Genomic DNA, 19,558 nt, shown 5'->3' with positions numbered 1-19,558 from the left:
GGCACAAGCGCCGCGACAGCAAAAAACGCATCGCTTCGCCTGGTCAATACGCCCAGTAGGGACCGGTTCCCAGGCTCGACCCCGCCCCATCGATCCCCACATAGACGCTGCGCCCCAGGAAGAAGGGAAGCCCCCAATCGAAACTGTTGGCGGCACCACCGCCCAGCTCTGCAAACACCCTGTTCGATGTACCGAACAGACCGGCCGCGTTGCCGATCCGGAAGGAAACCGCACCGCTCGGCGAACCGCCGGCGCCTCTGGTAGTCGCTGAAAAGTCGGCCGTGGCCGCAGGGCAGAACCAGGCGGTATAGGGGGAGGCACAGGCGGGAAGCTGGCTGGCGGAGGGGCTGGGAAAAAAGAGCCCGTTGGAGCCGGTGTCCAGAAAGCCGGCATACGTGGTGCCGTTAAAGATGGTGGTGAACTCGGCGAACTGATCGGCCCCGTACCGGGTCACCCCGGAGGGGACATTGTTGGCCTGGGTACCGATGCCGAGTATGACCGAGCCGCTGGCTGACCCCGCAGCGCCCGCAGGAACGGCGGGCAGTTGCACGATCACGCCGTTGTTGTCCGCCGGAAGGGCCGCGACCGGGTTCATGACCTGGCTGGCGAGGGGGACCGTCGTTCCGCCGCAGGCCGTGCCGCTGCAGGCGTAATAGATGCCCACACTGCTGCTGTTGACGCATGCCGTCCCGCAGTCATGGCTGAAGAGCCCGACCCCCAGGATGCCGCTAAAGCCGGCCGTGGTCGGTGTGGCTTCCGCATTCTGGCAGGCGGTGGGGCGGGAGCCGAACGTCGCGTCGGCAACCTGGATCGGGACCCGCACGGCGGGCTCGTTGCCCAGGATGATGTCAGCTGTCTGGACCGGCCCCCAGAGGGATGAGCCGTCCCCGAACTGGACGCATTCGGCGACCGCCCCGGAACCGCCGCTCACCTGGGGGAGCGGGACGCTCAGGGCCTGGCTGAAGATGCGCAGCCCATAGCTGCCGGTATCCAGCAGGATATCGTTGATGGTTTGGCAGGTGGCGCTGCCGGGGGTGCAGATCGTGACGCTGACGCACGGCTTGTTGGGATAGGAATTGCTGACCGAGCACAGGGAACCGTTCACGGTGACGCTCACCACGTTGTTCCCGGAAGCGGAGGGACCGCCCACCCCAGGGGCAGGTGAAGCGGCACCGCCCCCCGAGCCACCGCCGCAGCCGGCCATGACCACAAGCATGAGAAACAGCCATACGGCTCTCTTATTTGAGTTCATCGAGGCTTACCCCCGCAGGGACCAAGGCGGGGGCATAGGCCCGCCCCCGCAGGTTCCGCATATGTCCCCATTTTTCGACGACGACCTGGCTCCCCCGGACCTCCCGGCGCCGCACCCCCATGTGACGCGGCGTGTCGTGCTCCGCCTGCCGATATTCGCTGGCATATGAACCCAGCAGGGTGGTGAGATCGGGATGAATCAGGCCATCCCAGGAAATTGCAAACACCACGCCGGCCGAGGAGACGTATTCCCGTATGCGGACGGCATCGGAGACGATCTCCTGAACCGTGTAATTGGGCAAGACCGTCGTGGCGCGCCGCGCGGCCGAAAGCGCCGCGCGGTCCGTTGTGACCGAATCGGCGGTCCCCCCCAAGGTGGCCTCGGCCCGCTGGGCCATCGTGAATGCTGCCGCCATTACGCCGAGGCCGACGACTATCACCCGCCCCCTTATCTTCATACGAAACCCCGCCGCCGGTGCCTCGCCTCGAAAAACGCCCGCTCCGCCACCGTGCAAGGCAGCAAGCGCGTTCTTCGGTCTCTCCATGTGGCCGACTCCGAGGCACACGATTGTATCTATATAGTACGATATTTTTACCAAAAGGGATGAGAAAAAGAAAAGCCGTCTCGCGACGGCTTTCAAAGGGATGGTATCTGCTGGCAGGGGTCTTACCTTCTGGCCACCATACGGCGCTGCATGCGGCCGCCCATGGCCGCCATCTGGTGTTTCTGCAAGGCCCCCAGGCTTTCGAGATGGAACTGGAACCACATGTCGCCGTAGTTTCTCATCTTCATCTTCTTGCCCTGTTCCAGGCAGGCCAGGTTATCCGCGAGAGTCGCATCGCCGGGCAGCTTCTTCAGCCCCTTGCCCAGGACTTCCTTGGCTTTCGACACATCGCCGCACTCGTTCAGGCAATAGGCGTACAGCCCCCAGAGCAGCGGTTCCTTGACGTTCCACTGAACCGCCTTGTCGAAGGTGCTGATCATCTTGTCCTTCTTCTGGCGTTTCATGTAGCAGATGGCCAGCATGCCCATGGCCGCCCAGTTCTTGAAGAACGACTTCTCCAGATACGGGAAGGCGTTGGAGAAATCGCGCTTCATGTAGTAGATCATGCCGATCTGGGAGTTGACCTGCCCCTCCACATAGACCTGCCATTTGCCGTATTGCAGGGCCTCCTTCAATTCGCGGACCGCCTTTTCGAAACGGGGCGGCTGTGCCTGGAGATCCTTGCCGGCGGTCTCGATGGAAGCCATGACCTTCTTCATGATGACGCGGGAAACGCCCACGAAGACAGCGGTGAACGTCACCAGGCCGACCAGGAGCGCCGCCCACCAGGGGAGCTTGACGGCAAGGAGCAGCAGGGACAGGACTGCGCCCGACGCGGCGGAAATGAGGATGTTATACATCGGTCCTTCCTTTCATGATGAGACGGACAGGGCGAAAACCGTCAGCTTTTCCGTGCTTCAGGCACCATTTCTCCGTTCTTTTCGGTAAACTTGGCAATAATGATGCGCCGGCCCGGCTTCAGGGCAACCTTGCCCTTCAGATTGTTCCAGACCGAGAGGAGTTTGGAGGAAACGTTGAAACGCTTGGCGAGGGAGGTCAGGGTGTCGCCCTTCTTCACGGTATAATACTTCGCATAGCCGCCCTTGGCTTCGGCGGCGGCGGAACGCCCCTCATGGCTGAAGTCAACCGTCTGCCGGGCCGGAACGACCAGCGTCTTGCCGGCAATACGGCTCTTCCTGGAAAGCCCGTTCAATTCGGCCAGCACATCCGGGGTCGTGCTGTACCGGCGGGCGATCCCCTTGAGCGAATCCTTTTTGCGGGCCCGATAGTGGGTGTAGAGCGTCTTTTCGGTGTAGCGCTGCCCCTCGGGGACCTTGGCGTAAGCGGCCTCGAATTGCAGTTTCGTCCCCTTGGGGACCTTGAGTTCATAGTCGGGGTAGTTGGGGGGGGTGGACCAATGGCGCAGATCCGGGTTCAACTCCTTGATCGTCTCATAGGTCGTGCCGGTCAGCTTGGCCACCAACTCCAGGTCGGTGCGCGAAGGGACCTTGACGGTATCGAACTCGATCGGCGACAGGTAGGCCACGTCGGAGAAACCGTAGCGGGCGGGATCCTTGGCGATGATGGCCGCGGCCAAGAGCTTGGGGACGTACTCCTTGGTCTCGCGCTTGAGATAGGAGCCGCGGGAGAGTTCCCAGAAGTCGCTGGTGTTGTACATGCTGATGGCGCGCAGGATCTTGTTTTCGCCCGCGTTGTAGCCGGCGGCGGCCAGATACCAGTCGCCGTTGAACATGCCGTAGAGTTCCTTCAGGTACAGGGCGGCGGCGACCGTGGCCTTGAGCGGGTCCTTGCGTTCGTCGACCCACTGGTCGATGCGCAGGGAATAGCGCCGGCCGGTGCCGGAGATGAACTGCCACGGCCCCACGGCGTTGGCCACCGAACGCGCCTGCAGATGGAAACCGCTTTCGATCATGGCCACGTAGACCAGGTCCTCCGGCATCCCCTCACGCTTGAGAATCTCCTTCATCATGGGGATATAGCGGGATGACCGGGAGAGCCAACGGGAGAAGGACTGCTTCCCCCTGGTCTGGAAATAGGTGAGGAAATATTCGACCTTGCTGTTGAGGGCCAGGGGGATGTCGGCCTGGGGGAGTTCCACATCGGGCAGTGCCAGTTCGGCCGCGTCGCCTCCTTTGTCCTTGAGTTCCTCAAGGGTAAAGAGTTCGCTGGCGTCCTGCTGCGGCTCCTCCTCATCATCCGTCAACTCGTCGCGCGGGACGAGCGCCACCTGCTCCAACGCGGGCAATGACGGGACAGTGGGGCTGGTCAGCTCGGTCAGCAGGGGCTGGACCGGCTCCGTGGCGCCTGCCGGCAGCGAGCAGGCGACCAGGGCTATGGCAATGACGATATGCTTCACACGTTTCCCGATGGACACGACACTGCTGTGTTGTGCCGTCGCCGGAGGTCCGACGCATTGTTTTCTCAATAAAGAAGTGGAATTATAAAGGAGTTGCCACGGAAAGTCAATGGCGGGGGAATCCTTGCGGCATGGGCGTTTGCGCGCCATTGCCCCACGGGTCGCCTGCTGCGGCGGGGGCGGCCGTCCCGATAAACATCCGGGCAGCGGCGCTCCCACCGGAGCGGTTTAGGCCATGAAGGCGGACAGGGTGACCACAGACAAAAAGAGCCCGGCATAGCGGGCTCTTTTCCAATTCGGTAGACCATCAATCAGGACGCGGAGGTGCGCTCCTTCTCCTTGTGCATCGCTTCCCGGCCCGCTTCGATGGCCGAGGCGAGGATGGACTTCTTCTCCACGATGGTTTCCTTGCCGTCCTCAATGGCCGTCTTGATCTTGTCCTGGGCTTCCTTGGCGTATTCCTTGATCTTGTCAACCGCATCCTCGGTCAGATCGGCGATGGTTTCGCGCATCTCCTTGCCGCTCTTGGGCGCATACAGCAACGCCAGCCCGGCGCCGAGAGCCGCTCCGGCCAGAAATGACACCATTACCGTCCCTGCGGAAATTCCTTTTTCGTCGTCAGACATGGTCATTTTCCTCCCCGTTTTTTTAGATAGCGTTCCACCAGGTATTGCCCCGCCACCTTGGCGCCGACCGCCCAGGTCGAGGTGGTGTTGAGCACCCCGGTAACCACCCCTACCGACCGGTTTATGGTGTGCAGGTTGTCGCCGGCCTCGCCCAGCGCCGTCATGAAACGTTTGACATCGTCCGTGTGTTCGGCCACGCCGCCGCCCACGGTCTTCAACTCGGTCAAAACCGCCGTCAGTTCCTGAAGGGCCGGTTTCAGCTCCTTATGTACCATTTCCGACAGCGCCCCCAGGGAGATCGCTGTCCGCTTCACGGCCAGCAGCGTCGGAATGAAAGCGAGCACCATGATGCAGAGCGCCGCCGAGATGATGATCAGCACAATTCCGGTCAGGGTCATTTTTTTCTCCGGCTAACGTTTTCAAGGGTTCCAGGGTACGTCACAGTATAAAACAAAATCGGAATAATTCAATCTGTTTCAGTCCCGGCGCGGGCCGATTTTATCCAGAATCCCCGCCGCCAGGAGCGGAATCATGATTTCGTGGTGTCCGGTAATCGCCAGGCCGCGACTGTCGCCGGCGGTCGGCCGCTTGACCACGTTTTGCAGCGGGCGGTAATGCTGCTGCATATCGAAATTGGCGGTGGTGAAATGGTCCACGTGGAAACCCATGTTCTGCGCAATGGAGAGCGCTTTGAGGAACACCTCCGGCATAATCACGGCACTGCCGATGTTGATGAAGACCCCGCCGTCGCCCAGGGTCGCCACCACGGAGGCGAAGAGCCGGAAATCGGTGAACGTGGCCTGCCCCAGCACGGCTCCGTCGGCCTCCGGGTGCTGATGGACGATGTCGGTGCCCATGGCCACATGCACCGTAGCGGGGATACCCTTGGCATGGCAGGTCGCCAGGAGACTGGCTTCGGCATGGGGGTTGCGGTTTTCGTGGATGAAGCGTCCGAGAGCCCCGCCGTAGCCCAACCCCTCGGCCACCCCGGCCTTGAGCGCCCGGTTGATGTCGCGCCCGGTCTCCTCGGCCATGCCGAAGGTGCCGCAGTGCAGCACGGCGCCCACATCCTCGCTGGTCTCGCCGATCAGCGAAATCTCGTAATCGTGGATCGAGGCGGAGCCGTTCATGGCCACCGCCGTCACGACGCCGGCGTCGATGAGCGCCTTCAGCACCGGCTGCAGGCCGCATTTGATCACATGGCCGCCAATGGCGATAACCACCGGCTTTCCCTTGCGGCGGGCCGCAACGACCGCGTCGATGACCGCATTGAGGTTCTCGGCCCCCAACTGTTTGGGCATGGCCACCAAAAGGGCGCTCACGGTCATGCCGGAGGTGACGGCAGCGGCGAAATCCCGCTCGAGGGAAACCTTGTTTTTACGTTCGGCAATGGGGTAGGTCGTGACGGCGGAGAGATCGATGGGCTGAAGCTTCATGGCGTAACCTTTCTTGGTAAAACAATTTGCCACGGAGCCGCAGAGGCACAGAGAAAACCTTATTTACAGGGACAAAAGGGATGAACAGAGATAAAAGCTTTAAGATTTTGTTGGTAACAGAATTTCAGGTTTTATCCCCTTCATCCTGTCCATCCTTGTAAAAGCGGTTCTGCTTTTGGCTTTCTCCGTGCCTCTGCGGCACCGTGGCAAAAAACTCTTCCCGAGTTACCCGAACAGCGACCGTTCCACCAGGTCGCAGACGATGTGGATGATGGCGATGTGCCCCTCCTGGATGCGGGGGGTATCGTCGGAAGGGACGACCAGCGCCAGGTCGCAGCCGCCCTTGATGCTCCCTCCGTCGCGCCCCAGGAGGCCGACGGTGCGGCAGCCGCGCTCCCGTGCCGCCTGGAAGGCCTTGAGCACATTGGGGGAGTTGCCGCTGGTGGAGATGCCGACCACCACGTCGCCCGCAGCGGCAAGGGCTTCGACCTGGCGGCTGAAGACCGCCTCGAAACCGTAGTCGTTGCCGATGGCGGTGAGGATGGAGGTGTCGGTGGTGAGCGCCACGGCCGGCAGGGCCCGGCGCTCCATTTTGAAGCGGCCGACGATCTCGGCCGCGAAATGCTGGGCGTCGGCGGCCGATCCCCCGTTGCCCATCACCAGCAGCTTTCCGCCGCTCTTGAGGGCGGAGGTAAGCAGGGCCGCCATCTCGGCGATCAACGGCGCCATATCCCGCTCCATTACTTCAAACAGAGCCCGATGGGCCTGCAACTGGGCCTTCACATCTCCAACCATGGATCACCTCCGCTCCGGGCCGGGCTGCCCGGCACCGCGTCTTTTTCGTTATTCGTCATACGTTCCCGAGGAGCGCCGCCATCTCGGCAAAGGGAATGGCCATCTCCATGCCTGCGACCGGCGCATCGTCTTCCCAGCGTACCATGATCATCCCGGGGACGTTCTCCCGGAGCGACCCGATGGTGCGCACCAGGTCCCGCTGCGGCATGAGCAGGGACAACCGGGCGATTTCCATGCCGGCATGCAGGCAATTCCAGCCGCACCGGCAAAATTCCCGGGCCTGGCGGCGATGCAGCACCAGCGTGAAGCGATGTCCCTGGCGCGCCCCTGCCCGGATGGTTGCCACGGCATCGGCAAGGGAGGCCGCATCCGTGTCGGCACCGAAATAGACGCCGTAATGGCGGCTGACGCCCCACTGTTCCTGATAGTGCTCCCTGCCGATGCGGGCCTTGCCCTCCCGGCGCTCATCCGAGCCGAAGACCGGCTCCTGACCGCACACCAGGTGGGAGCGCGACGTGACGCAGGTACGGTATCCCTTGCTCCAGGCCCGGCGGACATAATCGGTCAGGCACCATTCGCCGCTGTCCAGCCCTTCGTCGAAATCGCCGATCCGCAGGCGCATCTCACGCTTCAGCAGCAGGGCAGAAAACGACACCGAGAAGGTTTCAATGGACGGGCAGTCGCGCCTGTTGTTGATGGCAAGGAGCGGCGCGGCCCCGCTGCCGCTGAAGACCGGCGAGACGATGCCGACCGGGGGACCCGGGACGCCCAGGGCGGCCTCCCTGAGACCGTCCAGCCACCCGTGGCTGACCAGGACATGGGGACGGACAACGACGGCGAGGTCGCTGTTGGAATGGGCCAGTCCCATATTGATGGCCGGCACCAGCCCGATGTTGCGCTCGGACTTGATGAACAGCCCCTGTTCCCCCAGCGGCTCGGAAAACTCCTCCATCATCAGCTCGGTTTCCCGGCTGCTGCCGTTGTCCACGATGATCATGCGCGCCCCGGGAGAGTGCCTGATGATCGCGGCCAGGCAGGCGCGGGTTTCAAAGGGGCTGTTCCAGACCGGAACGATTATGTCGATGGCGGGATTGGTCATATCGGCACAGTAAAACGAAAACAGGGATGGACAGGCTCACCGGGGACGGCGATTCGCGGCGCATCCCGACTACCCTGTCCATCCCCGCTCATGGAGAGTTTCTTCACGTCCCCCGGGACCGGCACGGTTACGATGTGACGGCGACCCGGCGGAGGAGGTTCAATTCGTCCAGGACCTTGCCCGAGCCGAGCACGACGCAGTCCAGGGGGTTCTCGGCGATGAGCACCGGCACCTTGGTCACCTCGCGCAGCAGCATGTCCAGATTGCGGAGCTGGGCGCCGCCGCCGGCCAGGAAGATGCCCTTGTCCACTATGTCGGCCGCCAGTTCAGGCGGGGTCTTTTCCAGGCAGATGCGCACCGTGTCCACAATGGCGTTGACCGCTTCCTTGAGGGCCTCGCGGATCTCATCCGAGTTCACCTCGATGGTTTTGGGGATGCCGGACACCAGGTCGCGCCCCTTGACGCTCATGGAGAGGACATCGGGGCCGGGATAGGCCTCGCCGATCTCGATCTTGATGCTCTCGGCCATGCGCTCGCCGATCTGGAGGTTGTACTTCTTGCGGATGTACTGGACGATGGCCTCGTCCATCTTGTCGCCCCCCATGCGGGTGGACTGGGCGTAGACGATGCCGGCCAGGGAGATGACCGCCACCTCGGTGGTGCCGCCGCCGATATCGACGATCATGTTGCCCGACGCCTCGGTAATGGGGAGGCCGGCGCCGATGGAAGCGGCCATGGGTTCCTCGATCAGGTAGACTTCGCGGGCGCCGGCCGATTCGGCCGATTCCTTGACGGCGCGCTTCTCGACCTGGGTGATGCCGGAAGGAACGCAGATCACGATGCGGGGCCGCACGAGGGTCTTGCGGTTATGGACCTTATGGATGAAGTAGCGCAGCATCTCCTCGGTAATGTCGAAGTCGGCGATGACCCCGTCCTTCATGGGGCGGATGGCGGTGATGGAACCGGGGGTGCGGCCGAGCATCTGCTTTGCCTCCATGCCGACCTTGAGCACCTTCTGCTGGCCGTTGGGCATCTTCTGGACCGCAACCACCGACGGCTCGCGCACCACGATGCCCTTGCCCTTCAGGTAGACCAGGGTATTGGCGGTCCCCAGGTCGATGGCCAGGTCATTGGAAAACATACCAAACAGGTAATCGAATATCTTCAGCATTATTCTTTCGATCCTTTCGTACAGGGGTCCGGTTTTTGTTCGGGAAAAGGCTAAATATGCTAGCAGAGGGGGGCGGCAAATGCAAGGGGGAATCTGATTTCTCAGACCTCGACCCTGAATTCGGCGCCCCCATCCACGTTGCGGGCCAGAAGGCGGCCGCGCATGTTTTGTTCGATGATGACCTTGGACATGTAGAGCCCGATGCCGGTGCCCTTGCCCGGCTCCTTGGTGGTAAAATACGGATCGAAGATCTTCGGCAGGACATCCCCGTTCATGCCGCCGCCGTTATCGCGGATGACCACCACGGCACGGCCGTTCTCCCGGCCGATCCGGATCCGGATGCGGGGATCCGCCACGTGGCGTTCCACCAGGACATCCCGGGCATTGCCGAGGATGTTCAGCAGCACCTGGGCATACTCGTTCTGATAGCCGACAGCGGTCACCGCCTCTTCAGCCTCAAGCTCCACCCCGATATGGGCGTCCTCCAGGGAGGCCGACACCATCTTGAGCAGCTTGGCAACCGACTTGTTGACGACGAAGGCATGCTTCTCCTGGTCCCTGCGGAAGAACTTGCGGAAGTCGTCGATGGTCTGGGACATGTACATGATCACATCCATGGCCCGGCCGGTCTCCTGGTCGACCAGGGCGGCATCCACCTCGCCCGCATCGTAGGCCAGCTGCAGGTTCTGGACGATCAGCCCGATATTGTTGAGCGGCTGGCGCCACTGGTGGGCGATGTTGCTGATCATCTCCCCCATGGCAGCCAGACGGCTCTGCTGGATCATGACCTGATCCTTGCGGCGCAGTTCGGCCACCGCCTCGTTGATCCCCTTGGCGAGCACCTCGTTCACCCCTTCGAGCTCGCGCTGTTTGGCGGCCAGCCCCTCCTGGGCCCGCTCCCGTTCGGCGATCTCCTGTTCGAGCTGGGCCGCCTGCTGCTGGAGCGTTTCCTCCATCCGCTTGCGCACCGTAATGTCCCGGACGCTCTCGATGACCAGCTCCACCGAACCGTCTTCACCGAACAGAGGCGAGATGGCCACGTCGAAAAATCTCTGGCCGCCCTCCCCGGCCTGTCCCCGGACGGTGGAGTGGACGAGGCCGTCCGCAAAGCACTCTCCCACCGGGCACGTGTCGCAGACCCGGTCCCGGCCGTACAGCACCCGATAGCAGTGTTCGCCGCCATGCGCCCCGACCTGCCGGATATTGCTCGGATTCTGGTACAACACCCGAAAATCGGGACCGTGAATGCTGATGCCGTCGCTCAAGGAATCGAGCACCGCCTGGGCCTTCCTCCGCTCGTTCCGCGCGGCGTGCAGCGCCTTCTCCAACTCCCCGTTGAGGTGCGAAATGGAATGGTAGCGCCACCCCGCCATGGCCAGGGCCGTGACCACCACCAGCACCGCCGCCATTTCGGCGACGCGCCGCGTCGTCCAGAACGGCTTGGGCTTTCCCCACCACGTGGCGTAGATGGCCCGGTATTCCGGCGTGCCGACGAACTGGTTGATCGCCCGATTGAGCCGATCGGCCAGCTCACGGTCCGCCGGACGGAGCGCCATGCCGCGCTTCGCCTCGATCAACGGCGGTTCCAGGACCTTGAGCTTATCCTCGATGCCCGCCTCCATGGCGAGCTTCATGAGGTTGGGGGCGGCGGTCATGATGATGTCCAGGCGGCCGGACAACAGGTCGAAGAGCAATTTCTGGAGGCTGTCGTAGGGAATCGGCACGATATCGCCCCGTTCCAGCAGGTAGGCGAGGGAAACGCTCCCCTTCATCACCCCGACCTTCATGCCCCGCTCCAGGCGGTCGATCTTCTCCTCCTGCCGGACAACGAGGGAGACGGGCAGGGTTTCAACCGGCGAGGTGAAGATGAAACGCCTCTGGCGCGCCGCGTCCATGGTCAGGTTGGGGATGACGTCGGCCTTGCCGCTCAGCACCATTTCCTGGATCTCGTCCCAGGCCTGGCCAAAGACATATTCGACCCGTATTCCGGCCCGCCGGGCGACCGCGTTCATCACGTCCACGGCAAAACCGGCCGCCTGTCCGGTTCTGCCGTCCCGGTAATAGGTGGGGGGAAAATCGGCGGGCACCGCGGCAATGACCTTGCGGCCCTCGGGAGCGGAAGCCTCGCGGCCGGCCTGCGCCCCGCCGTGGTCCGCCGCCAGGACGGCGGCCAATACGAGCGTGGCGGTAATGATCCTCATGGGCGACAATCCCATCCGTTTCACCTCGGCACCGCATGCTCACGGCCAGACAATGGCCGGCAATAGTGTTAATAATTTTAACACGGATACTCCTCCTGGCAACCAAGGGGGGCTTCTACGCCTTCGCCGGCGGACACAGGGCATTCCTTGACATTTCTCTGCAATCACGATAGGTTTGTAAAATTTGCACAACCAGCAGACCTCTGCGAGGAGACAGCACCATGGATTATAAAGACACACTCAATCTGCCCCAAACCGACTTTCCCATGAAGGCCAACCTGAACCAGCGGGAGCCGGAAATCCTCGACAAATGGGCAGCCTCCGGGCTGTATGCCCGCCTGGAGGAAAGCGGCAGGGATAAACCGCTCTACGTCCTGCACGACGGCCCCCCCTACGCCAACGGCCATATCCATATCGGCCACGCCCTGAACAAGATCCTCAAGGACGTGATCCTGAAGAGCAAGCGTATGGAGGGGTTCCGCGCCCCCTACGTGCCGGGCTGGGACTGCCACGGCCTCCCCATCGAACTTCAGGTGGAAAAGAACCTGGGGTCGAAAAAGCACGAGATCTCCAAACTGGAGATGCGCCGCGAGTGTCGGAAATACGCGGAAAAATTCATCGCCATCCAGCGGGATGAGTTCAAACGCCTGGGCGTGCTGGGGGAGTGGGACGCCCCGTACCTGACCATGAACTACGAGTACGAAGGGCAGACCGCGCGCGAGTTGGCCAAGTTCGCCAAGAGCGGCGGGCTGTACCGCGGCAAGAAGCCGGTCCACTGGTGTTCCTCCTGCGTCACGGCCCTGGCCGAGGCCGAAGTGGAATATGCGGACCACACCTCGCCGTCCATCTATGTCCGTTTTGCCCTGCAGGACGACGTTTCCGCCGCCATCCCGGCCCTGGCCGGCAAGCAGGCCTTTGTGGTGATCTGGACCACGACCCCCTGGACCATCCCGGCCAACCTGGCCGTGGCCCTGCACCCCGAGTTCGACTACGTGGCCCTGGATACGGACAAGGGGGTCCTGATCGTGGCGGAAGGGTTGAAGGACACGTTCCTGAAGGCCGTCGGCCTGACGGGGGAGGTCATCGCCACCTTCAAGGCGACCGCCCTGGAGCGCAAGCGCTGCAAACACCCCTTCTACGACCGGGATTCCATCGTCCTTCTGGGCGAGCACGTGACCCTGGAGGCCGGCACCGGCTGCGTCCACACCGCCCCCGGCCACGGCCAGGAGGACTACGAGCTGGGCCTGAAGGAAGGGCTCGACATCTACAACCCGGTGGACAACCACGGCAAGTACCTCCAGAACCTGGAATTCTTCGGCGGCCAGTTCGTCTTTGCCGCCAATCCGGCCGTGATCGAGAAGCTGGCCGAGGTCGGGGCGCTGCTCGGGCAGGCCGACATCGTCCATTCCTACCCCCATTGCTGGCGCTGCAAAAAACCGATCATCTTCCGGGCCACCGAGCAGTGGTTCATCTCCATGGAGGCCGCCGACCTGCGCAAGAAGTCGCTGGAGGCCATCGACCAGGTGCAGTGGATCCCCAAATGGGGCAAGGAGCGCATCTACGGCATGATTGAAAACCGCCCGGACTGGTGCATCTCGCGCCAGCGCAGCTGGGGCGTGCCGATTACCGCCTTTTCCTGCAAGGCCTGCGGCGAATACCTGGCCGACGGCGCCACCATGGACCACGTGGCCGGGCACTTCAAAGAGCACAGCGCCGACGTCTGGTTCGACTGGGAGGCCGCACGGCTTCTGCCCCCGGGTACGAAATGCCCGAAATGCGGAGCTACGGAATTCGAGAAGGAGATGGACATCCTGGACGTGTGGTTCGATTCGGGCGTCTCCCATGCCGCCGTACTGGAGCCCAATCCCGGGCTGGCCTCGCCGGCCGACATGTACCTGGAGGGGAGCGACCAGCACCGCGGCTGGTTCCACTCCTCGCTGCTGGAGAGCGTCGGCACCCGCGGCCGTGCCCCCTACAGGAACGTCTTGACCCACGGTTTCGTGGTGGACGGCTCCGGCCGCAAGATGAGCAAGTCGGTGGGCAACGTGGTGGCCCCGGAGGAGATCATCAAGAAGTTCGGCGCCGAGATTCTCCGCCTGTGGGTGGCGGCCCAGGACTACCGCGACGACATCCGCATCTCCCAGGAGATCCTGAGCCGTCTGTCCGAGTCCTATCGCCGCATCCGCAACACCACCAAGTACATCCTGGGGAACATCAACGATTTCGATCCGGCCCGGGACAGCGTGGCCTACGCCGACATGCCGGAGATCGACCGCTGGGCCCTGCACCAGTTGGAGTTGCTCAAGGAAAAGGTGCTGGCCTCCTATGGCGAGTACGAGTTCCACGTCCTGTACCATGCCGTGAACGGCTTCTGCACCGTGGAGATGAGTTCGTTCTACCTGGATATCCTCAAGGACCGGGTCTACACCAGCAGGAAGGATTCCCTGGAACGGCGCAGCGCCCAGACCGTCATGTACCGTATCCTGGACACCCTGCTGCGCCTGATTGCGCCGGTGCTCTCCTTCACCGCCGACGAGGCCTGGCAGTACCTGCCGGGCGAGCACGAGGACAGCGTCCACCTGGCCGCCTTCCCCAAACTGCAGCCCGAGGCGAAGGACGACAAACTGGTGGAACGCTGGGAGCGGATCATGAAGGTGCGGGCCGAGGTCTCCAAGGCCCTGGAACAGGCTCGCGTGGCCAAGACCATCGGCCACTCCCTGGACGCCGGGGTGACCATCTGCGCCGAGCCGGAGCTGTTGGCCTTTCTCCGCGAATACGCCGCCGACCTGGCCGCGATCTTCATCGTCTCCAAGGTCAGTCTGGTTGACGTCATGGAAGGGGAGAGCCATACGGCGGAAATCCTCCCCGGCCTGCGGGTACAGGTGTCGGCAGCGCCGGGCGAGAAGTGCGAGCGCTGCTGGTGCTACAGCGAGGAGCTGGGACAGGATGCGTCGCATCCTGCCATATGCCCCAAATGCACCAAGGCGGTGGTCTAGCAATGAGAAATGCGGCTTTTTCGCAGGCGCTCCCTGATCCTGTAAAAAATCCACCTTTCTCCGGAGGTAATTGAGTGAAAAATCGTTGGGTTATTTTTTCTGTTATAGCTGTTATCGGTCTGATCGCCGATCAGATCACCAAGCTGTACATCGACCGGAGCATGCAGATGTTCCAGTCGATCCCGGTCATCGACGGCCTGTTCAACATCACCTATGTGCGCAACAAGGGGGCCGCCTTCAGCTTCCTCTCCCACGCCTCCTGGCGGCTGCCCTTCTTCATCGCCATCTCGGCCATCGCCGCGGTGGTGATCGTGATCGCCTTCAACCGCCTGCGCAACGACCAGCAACTGGCCCAGGTATCCCTGGCCATGATCTTCTCGGGTGCCGTGGGCAACCTCGTGGACCGGGTCCGCCTGGGCGAGGTCATCGATTTCCTGGATGTGTACTGGAAAGCGCACCACTGGCCGGCCTTCAACGTCGCCGACTCGCTGATCTGCGTCGGCGTGGCCCTGCTGGCGCTGGACATGCTGCGGGAGGAACAGCGGCAGAAACAGGCAAAGGCGTAGGGGGTTGTTGAAAAACAGCCATCAGGCCTTCGTCCTCGAAAGCCCTTTCGTGCGGCGTAGCGCCCCTCATCCTATCCTCTCCCAGAGGGAGAAGGGATACCATTACCCTCTCCCTCTGGGAGAGGGTGGCCAAAGGCCGGGTGAGGGCCTCCTCATGACTTTCTGCGGGTGCGACGATCTGACTATTTTTGAACAACCAGTGTTTTTCAAAAGTCTGTTGAAGTTGAGGGCGTCAGGCCCCGGTGGCGGGAGACTCAAATGTTGACCTTCTGGCTTTCGTACCTTGCCCTTGGCGGCTTTGCCGGCATCCTGGCGGGGCTTTTGGGGGTGGGGGGCGGCTTGGTGATCGTGCCGATGCTCACCTTCCTGTTCACGGCCCAGCAGCTGCCGGCCGCGTATATCCTGCACCTGGCGTTGGGCACGTCGCTCGCCACCATCATGTTCACCTCGGTTTCCAGCATGCGGGCCCACCACGGCCGCAAGGCGGTCGACTGGGGGGTGGTCCGGCGCATAACCCCCGGCATCCTGGCCGGGACCCTCCTCGGCTCCTGGCTGGCGGCACGCCTCACCACCGGCTTTCTCAAGGGGTTCTTCGTGGCGTTTTTGTACTACGTGGCGAGCCAGATGCTGCTGGGCATCAAGCCCAAAGCCCGCCGGCAACTCCCCGGCGCGGTCGGCACCTCCGGCGTCGGCGGCCTGATCGGCGGCGTCTCCAGCCTGGTGGGTATCGGCGGCGGCACCATGACCGTGCCGTTTTTGCTCTGGTGCAACGTCCCCATGCATAGCGCCATCGGCACCTCCGCTGCGGTCGGCTTTCCCATCGCCCTGGCCGGGGCGGTCGGCTATGGGGTCAACGGCCTGTCGGCCGCGGCGCTGCCCAGCCACAGCATCGGTTTCGTCTATCTCCCGGCGCTGGCGGGGGTGGCCTGCGCCAGCTTCGCCACGGCCCCCCTGGGTGCCAAACTGGCCCACAGCCTGCCGGTGCCCCGCTTGAAAAAATTCTTCGCCCTGCTCTTGATCGTCATGGCGACCAAGATGCTGTGGAGCCTGCTGTAGCGGGCTGATGAAAAATCCAGGTTGTTCAAAAATGGTCAGATCGTCGCACCCGCTCGACAAGCCCTGATGAGGCCCTCACCCGGCCTTTGGCCTCCCTCTCCCAGAGGGAGAGGGTAATGGTATCCCTTCTCCCTCTGGGAGAAGGATAGGATGAGGGGCGCTACGCCGCACGAAAGGGTCTTCGAGGATGGCGGCGAGATGGCTGTTTTTCAACAACCTCATAGATCGCCGGTCATCTCCTGCAACAGGTAGAGCTTGGGGTTCAGGCCGCTGACGCAGGCGATCACCTCCTTCAGCCGTTCCTCATCCAGCCCGCACTCCTCATCGACACCCTGGAAATAATCGAAGCCCTTGGGTAGACAGGTATAGCTGCCGGCACGCAGCAGCGACACATCCACCATGTCGTTGATCCTCCCCCGGGCCTCCCAGGGGTCGCGGTAGTTGAACTGGCGCGCCACCACGTGCAGCCCCATGCCGTTGGGGAACGTGGCCTTGACCTCGAAGGAGAACTCCCGCGGGGCACCATAGCTCTCGCTCCTCCCGGAGCGCACCATCACCTCGGCCCCCGCCTCTTCCAGCAGGCTCCCGACCGACTCCGCGGTCATCGGTTTGAATTCGTCCATAAAAGTTCCCTTCAAAAAATCTGCCACGGAGACACGGAGACACAGAGGTTCACAGAGAAAAGCAATCTTTACATGGATGAACAGGATAAACAGCACAAAAAAGACAAAGATTTTACTTACAACCGGGTTTAAGGCTTTATCCCCTTCATCCTGTTCATCCATGTAAATTTGTTGTGGGGTTTTCTCTGTGTCTCCGTGTCTCTGTGGCAGATTTGTTAATTATACGTCCAGCCGCAATTCCACCCCCCACGGTACCGGCCGCTCCCCTTCCCGGGTCAGCACCCAGAGGGTGGGGAATGGCATAGTCTCCGGGGCCGGGCCGATGCCGTCGGTCAAGTAGATGACCGCAGCCGGTAACGGATGCATCCCCCGGGCGTACTCGAAAACCGGCCGCAGGTCGGTGAAACCGCCGCCGTCGTACCGCTGGGCCACGAACGACGAGCCGTTGAAGGCCTCCACGCGCTGGATGCGGCTGTTGGCGTACAAGACGGTGATGTGGGCGTCCCGCCCCCGGGCGATCTGCACCAGTTCCCGGGCAAAAGCCTCGCGCAGTTCCACGCAATTGGTGGAGTCGCTGACATCGATCCCCACCAGCAGGTTGAGCCGCCGCCGTTTGCGGATGCCGGGGCTCTCGTGGCCGAAGCGGCGATGTTCCCGCATCCAGGTATTCTTCCGCCCCACCCGCCCGGCCGTGGCCACAAACTGGCGCAGCAGCTGGCGCCAGGGGATGGGCGACGGCCGCAATAGCCCCTCCACCAGCGCCCGGATATCTCCCGGCGCTTCGCCGTCGCTCCCCCGCAGGCTGTCCCGCGTGATGCTCCGCACCATCTCCTCCCCCAGGGGCAGGGGGGTGCTGTCGGCGTCGCTCCAGATCCCATGGTCGTCCAGGGTCGCCCCGTCCTGCACGGCGGCCCGTCCTTGCCCGGACGCCCCCCGGTCGTCCCGCTCCCCATCGCCGTAGCCGCTGCCGTCCAGATTCCCGGTATCGAAAGGGGGGACCAGCAGGGTGTAATACTCCTCGGCCGCCAACCCCGCCTCCAGGTCGTACCGCTCCGGCACGAGCGCATCGTCCGGCAGCCCGGCGATGCCGGGGTTGATGGCCAGGTCGCAGGCAATGTCCCAATCGTGGCTGTTGCGCTGTTTGCGCCGCAAGGGGTGGAGATGGAGGAGATGCTTGACCAGGTGCTCCAGGAGGGCCTGCTGCCCCTCTCGGGACAGGGCGGCAAAGAGCGGGGGATTCAGGGAGAGGGTCGGCACGCCGTCCCGGATGGTCACGCCGGCGGCGTGGTTGGACGTCGGCTGTTCCGCCCGGCGCAGGTTGAGGATGAAATGGCCGTAGAACGGTTTGTCCCGCAGCAGGCGGACGATGGCGGTTTCAAGGGTGTTCATAGGCGGAAGGATAGCAGAATTCGGCCGTCGCTTGTAAATTTTTCGGATTGGGGGCGGTTCAGGCAAATCCTCCTTTTCTAAAGGGGGACTTGACAAATCGGAGATTTGTCTGCCCGCTACCCGGATATCCCTCCCGCATAGCGCTCCCCGCCCGCATAGACCTCCTGGACCGTCCCCTCGCAAACGACCCGCTCCAGCACCCTTTCCGCCGCTGTCCCACCATTCTCCACCACCTGGAAGTCGGCGCGCTTGCCCGGCTCCAGCGAACCGCAGAGGGTAGCCAGGCCGAGGGCGGCGGCACCGCCGCTGGTCGCCATGCGGAAAGCCTCCGCCACTGAGAGGTCGTGGCGGAACAGGTCCAGGGCGAAGCGCATCTCCTCCCACAGGGAGAGGGAGTCGTTGCTGGCCAGGGAATCGGTGCCGAGCGCCAGCGGGATGCCGAGTTTCCTGAACAGGTGCAGCGGTGCCGTGCCCACATCGAGGCGCTCGTTGCTGCGCGGGCAGAGCACGATGGAGCAGCCGCGCTCTTTGAGGATCTCCCCGTCCGAGGGGGTGACGTGGACGCAGTGGACGGCCAGGGTAGAGGGGGTCAACAGGCCGAAGCGATCCAGCAGTTCGGTGGAGCTGCACCGGCGGGGCGGCATCAGCAGTCCCTGCCATCCCACGAAGGGGTAAAACTGCTCCGCCAGCGGGCCGGCGGTGTCGAAGACGAAGTCGGCCTCCTCGCGGGATTCGGAGACGTGGATCGCCAAGGGAAGCGTCCGGGAGGAGGCCGCCGCGCGGATCTGCTCCAGGTTTCCCTCGCCGATGGTGTAGGGGCTGTGGGGCGACAGGCCGGCAGCGAGCCGCTCGCCGCCCTGTTCGCAGGCGGCGAGTGCCGCCTCCAGCGTGCCGCGGAACCGATCCGGGTCGTGGCCGAGCAGTTCGAAGAAGAGGCGCCCTCCGAGGGGCGAAGCCTGGTAGCGCGGCGCCAGGGCGGGGTTGGTGACGATCTCCCCCACGGCCGTGGTGCCGGACTCCAGGCACATGCGAACCCCCTCCCGCAGCGAGGCGAGGATATCCTCATCCTTGAGGCCGCGCCTGATCTTGATCAACTGAATGATCCAGTCCACGAAGCGGCGCGGGTTGTACTCCACATGGGTGCGCAGCCGCCAGGAGGAGAAATGGGTCAATTCCAGGTGGGTATGGGCATTGACGAAGCCGGGGATGATGGCGCTGTCGGGGAATTCCACCACCGGGACCGCATGGGCGCTTCGCAGTTCGGCGAGCGTGCCGACGGCGGCCACCGTGCCGCGGCGCACCAGCAGCGCCCCGCCGGCGAGCGGGGGGGCGGCGGGATTGATCAGCCATGAGGCGGCGTAGATGGTGGATTCGGACATGTGCTACCCCCAGCGCGGTGTTCGCCGTGACCGGGACGGCGATGGTCA

General features: G+C 63.2%; 17 protein-coding genes. 3 read left to right on the top strand and 14 right to left on the bottom strand.

Annotation, left to right across the window (positions count from 1 at the left end):
* Positions 1-43: 43 nt before the first annotated feature.
* The 11 genes from FO488_RS02200 to FO488_RS02150 all read right to left on the bottom strand — a co-directional run bounded on the left by FO488_RS02200 (position 44) and on the right by FO488_RS02150 (position 11,501).
* Positions 44-1,252, bottom strand: a complete 1,209-nt coding sequence (locus FO488_RS02200) for a DUF3443 domain-containing protein (RefSeq protein WP_149209031.1) — start codon at positions 1,250-1,252, stop codon at positions 44-46.
* The gene (locus FO488_RS02195; RefSeq protein WP_205743331.1) at positions 1,239-1,709 is read right to left on the bottom strand and encodes a DUF2844 domain-containing protein; all 471 of its coding nucleotides are present in this window, start codon (positions 1,707-1,709) and stop codon (positions 1,239-1,241) included. Before FO488_RS02195 ends, FO488_RS02200 begins: the two co-directional genes overlap by 14 nt.
* A 209-nt stretch (positions 1,710-1,918) precedes the next feature.
* Positions 1,919-2,656, bottom strand: a complete 738-nt coding sequence (locus FO488_RS02190; RefSeq protein WP_149209030.1) for a tetratricopeptide repeat protein — start codon at positions 2,654-2,656, stop codon at positions 1,919-1,921.
* Positions 2,657-2,697: 41 nt separating this feature from the next.
* Entirely contained in the window at positions 2,698-4,173 is a 1,476-nt protein-coding gene (locus FO488_RS02185) for a lytic transglycosylase domain-containing protein (RefSeq protein ID WP_240732132.1), read from the bottom strand.
* Positions 4,174-4,484: 311 nt separating this feature from the next.
* Positions 4,485-4,799 (bottom strand): YtxH domain-containing protein, encoded by a 315-nt coding sequence (locus FO488_RS02180; protein WP_149209028.1) that lies wholly within the window; start codon positions 4,797-4,799, stop codon positions 4,485-4,487.
* Between the two features lie 2 nt (positions 4,800-4,801).
* Positions 4,802-5,197, bottom strand: coding sequence for a DUF948 domain-containing protein (locus FO488_RS02175; RefSeq protein ID WP_149209027.1), 396 nt, complete (start codon positions 5,195-5,197; stop codon positions 4,802-4,804).
* Between the two features lie 78 nt (positions 5,198-5,275).
* Positions 5,276-6,235, bottom strand: a complete 960-nt coding sequence (locus FO488_RS02170) for a hypothetical protein (protein WP_149209026.1) — start codon at positions 6,233-6,235, stop codon at positions 5,276-5,278.
* Between the two features lie 225 nt (positions 6,236-6,460).
* Positions 6,461-7,030: a D-sedoheptulose 7-phosphate isomerase gene (gene gmhA / locus FO488_RS02165; RefSeq protein WP_149209025.1), complete on the bottom strand. Its 570-nt coding sequence runs from the start codon at positions 7,028-7,030 to the stop codon at positions 6,461-6,463.
* Positions 7,031-7,085: 55 nt separating this feature from the next.
* Positions 7,086-8,129: a glycosyltransferase family 2 protein gene (locus tag FO488_RS02160; protein WP_149209024.1), complete on the bottom strand. Its 1,044-nt coding sequence runs from the start codon at positions 8,127-8,129 to the stop codon at positions 7,086-7,088.
* Between the two features lie 127 nt (positions 8,130-8,256).
* Positions 8,257-9,300, bottom strand: coding sequence for a rod shape-determining protein (locus FO488_RS02155; RefSeq protein WP_149209023.1), 1,044 nt, complete (start codon positions 9,298-9,300; stop codon positions 8,257-8,259).
* Positions 9,301-9,401: 101 nt separating this feature from the next.
* Complete coding sequence (locus FO488_RS02150) at positions 9,402-11,501, bottom strand: transporter substrate-binding domain-containing protein (RefSeq protein WP_205743330.1); 2,100 nt, start codon at positions 11,499-11,501, stop codon at positions 9,402-9,404.
* A 221-nt stretch (positions 11,502-11,722) separates the two neighbouring features.
* Between FO488_RS02150 and ileS the strand changes: the two genes are divergently transcribed.
* The 3 genes from ileS to FO488_RS02135 all read left to right on the top strand — a co-directional run bounded on the left by ileS (position 11,723) and on the right by FO488_RS02135 (position 16,119).
* Complete coding sequence (gene ileS, locus FO488_RS02145; protein WP_149209021.1) at positions 11,723-14,497, top strand: isoleucine--tRNA ligase; 2,775 nt, start codon at positions 11,723-11,725, stop codon at positions 14,495-14,497.
* Positions 14,498-14,571: 74 nt separating this feature from the next.
* Positions 14,572-15,063 carry a signal peptidase II gene (gene lspA, locus FO488_RS02140; protein WP_149209020.1) on the top strand — a complete coding sequence of 164 codons (492 nt, stop codon included), beginning with the start codon at positions 14,572-14,574 and terminating at the stop codon, positions 15,061-15,063.
* Between the two features lie 258 nt (positions 15,064-15,321).
* Positions 15,322-16,119, top strand: coding sequence for a sulfite exporter TauE/SafE family protein (locus FO488_RS02135; RefSeq protein ID WP_149209019.1), 798 nt, complete (start codon positions 15,322-15,324; stop codon positions 16,117-16,119).
* 218 nt (positions 16,120-16,337) lie between these two features.
* Here FO488_RS02135 and FO488_RS02130 read toward each other — a convergent pair whose 3' ends face one another.
* The 3 genes from FO488_RS02130 to FO488_RS02120 all read right to left on the bottom strand — a co-directional run bounded on the left by FO488_RS02130 (position 16,338) and on the right by FO488_RS02120 (position 19,510).
* Positions 16,338-16,742, bottom strand: coding sequence for a hypothetical protein (locus tag FO488_RS02130; RefSeq protein ID WP_149209018.1), 405 nt, complete (start codon positions 16,740-16,742; stop codon positions 16,338-16,340).
* A gap of 219 nt (positions 16,743-16,961) precedes the next feature.
* Positions 16,962-18,131, bottom strand: a complete 1,170-nt coding sequence (locus FO488_RS02125; protein WP_149209017.1) for a VWA-like domain-containing protein — start codon at positions 18,129-18,131, stop codon at positions 16,962-16,964.
* A 116-nt stretch (positions 18,132-18,247) separates the two neighbouring features.
* Positions 18,248-19,510: an amidohydrolase family protein gene (locus FO488_RS02120; protein WP_149209016.1), complete on the bottom strand. Its 1,263-nt coding sequence runs from the start codon at positions 19,508-19,510 to the stop codon at positions 18,248-18,250.
* Between the last annotated feature and the right edge of the window lie 48 nt (positions 19,511-19,558).

The sequence above is a fragment of the Geobacter sp. FeAm09 genome (assembly GCF_008330225.1).
Lineage (GTDB): Bacteria > Desulfobacterota > Desulfuromonadia > Geobacterales > Pseudopelobacteraceae > Oryzomonas.
This window is presented reverse-complemented; position numbering and strand designations above follow the sequence as displayed.

What these genes read in the sequence shown, in the direction of transcription:
- FO488_RS02200 (WP_149209031.1), bottom strand. Translation starts at nt 1,252, where the DNA reads ATGAACTCAAATAAGAGAGCCGTATGGCTGTTTCTCATGCTTGTGGTC.
- FO488_RS02195 (WP_205743331.1), bottom strand. Translation starts at nt 1,709, where the DNA reads ATGAAGATAAGGGGGCGGGTGATAGTCGTCGGCCTCGGCGTAATGGCG.
- FO488_RS02190 (WP_149209030.1), bottom strand. Translation starts at nt 2,656, where the DNA reads ATGTATAACATCCTCATTTCCGCCGCGTCGGGCGCAGTCCTGTCCCTG.
- FO488_RS02180 (WP_149209028.1), bottom strand. Translation starts at nt 4,799, where the DNA reads ATGTCTGACGACGAAAAAGGAATTTCCGCAGGGACGGTAATGGTGTCA.
- FO488_RS02175 (WP_149209027.1), bottom strand. Translation starts at nt 5,197, where the DNA reads ATGACCCTGACCGGAATTGTGCTGATCATCATCTCGGCGGCGCTCTGC.
- FO488_RS02170 (WP_149209026.1), bottom strand. Translation starts at nt 6,235, where the DNA reads ATGAAGCTTCAGCCCATCGATCTCTCCGCCGTCACGACCTACCCCATT.
- gmhA (WP_149209025.1), bottom strand. Translation starts at nt 7,030, where the DNA reads ATGGTTGGAGATGTGAAGGCCCAGTTGCAGGCCCATCGGGCTCTGTTT.
- FO488_RS02160 (WP_149209024.1), bottom strand. Translation starts at nt 8,129, where the DNA reads ATGACCAATCCCGCCATCGACATAATCGTTCCGGTCTGGAACAGCCCC.
- FO488_RS02155 (WP_149209023.1), bottom strand. Translation starts at nt 9,300, where the DNA reads ATGCTGAAGATATTCGATTACCTGTTTGGTATGTTTTCCAATGACCTG.
- FO488_RS02150 (WP_205743330.1), bottom strand. Translation starts at nt 11,501, where the DNA reads ATGAGGATCATTACCGCCACGCTCGTATTGGCCGCCGTCCTGGCGGCG.
- ileS (WP_149209021.1), top strand. Translation starts at nt 11,723, where the DNA reads ATGGATTATAAAGACACACTCAATCTGCCCCAAACCGACTTTCCCATG.
- FO488_RS02135 (WP_149209019.1), top strand. Translation starts at nt 15,322, where the DNA reads ATGTTGACCTTCTGGCTTTCGTACCTTGCCCTTGGCGGCTTTGCCGGC.
- FO488_RS02130 (WP_149209018.1), bottom strand. Translation starts at nt 16,742, where the DNA reads ATGGACGAATTCAAACCGATGACCGCGGAGTCGGTCGGGAGCCTGCTG.
- FO488_RS02125 (WP_149209017.1), bottom strand. Translation starts at nt 18,131, where the DNA reads ATGAACACCCTTGAAACCGCCATCGTCCGCCTGCTGCGGGACAAACCG.
- FO488_RS02120 (WP_149209016.1), bottom strand. Translation starts at nt 19,510, where the DNA reads ATGTCCGAATCCACCATCTACGCCGCCTCATGGCTGATCAATCCCGCC.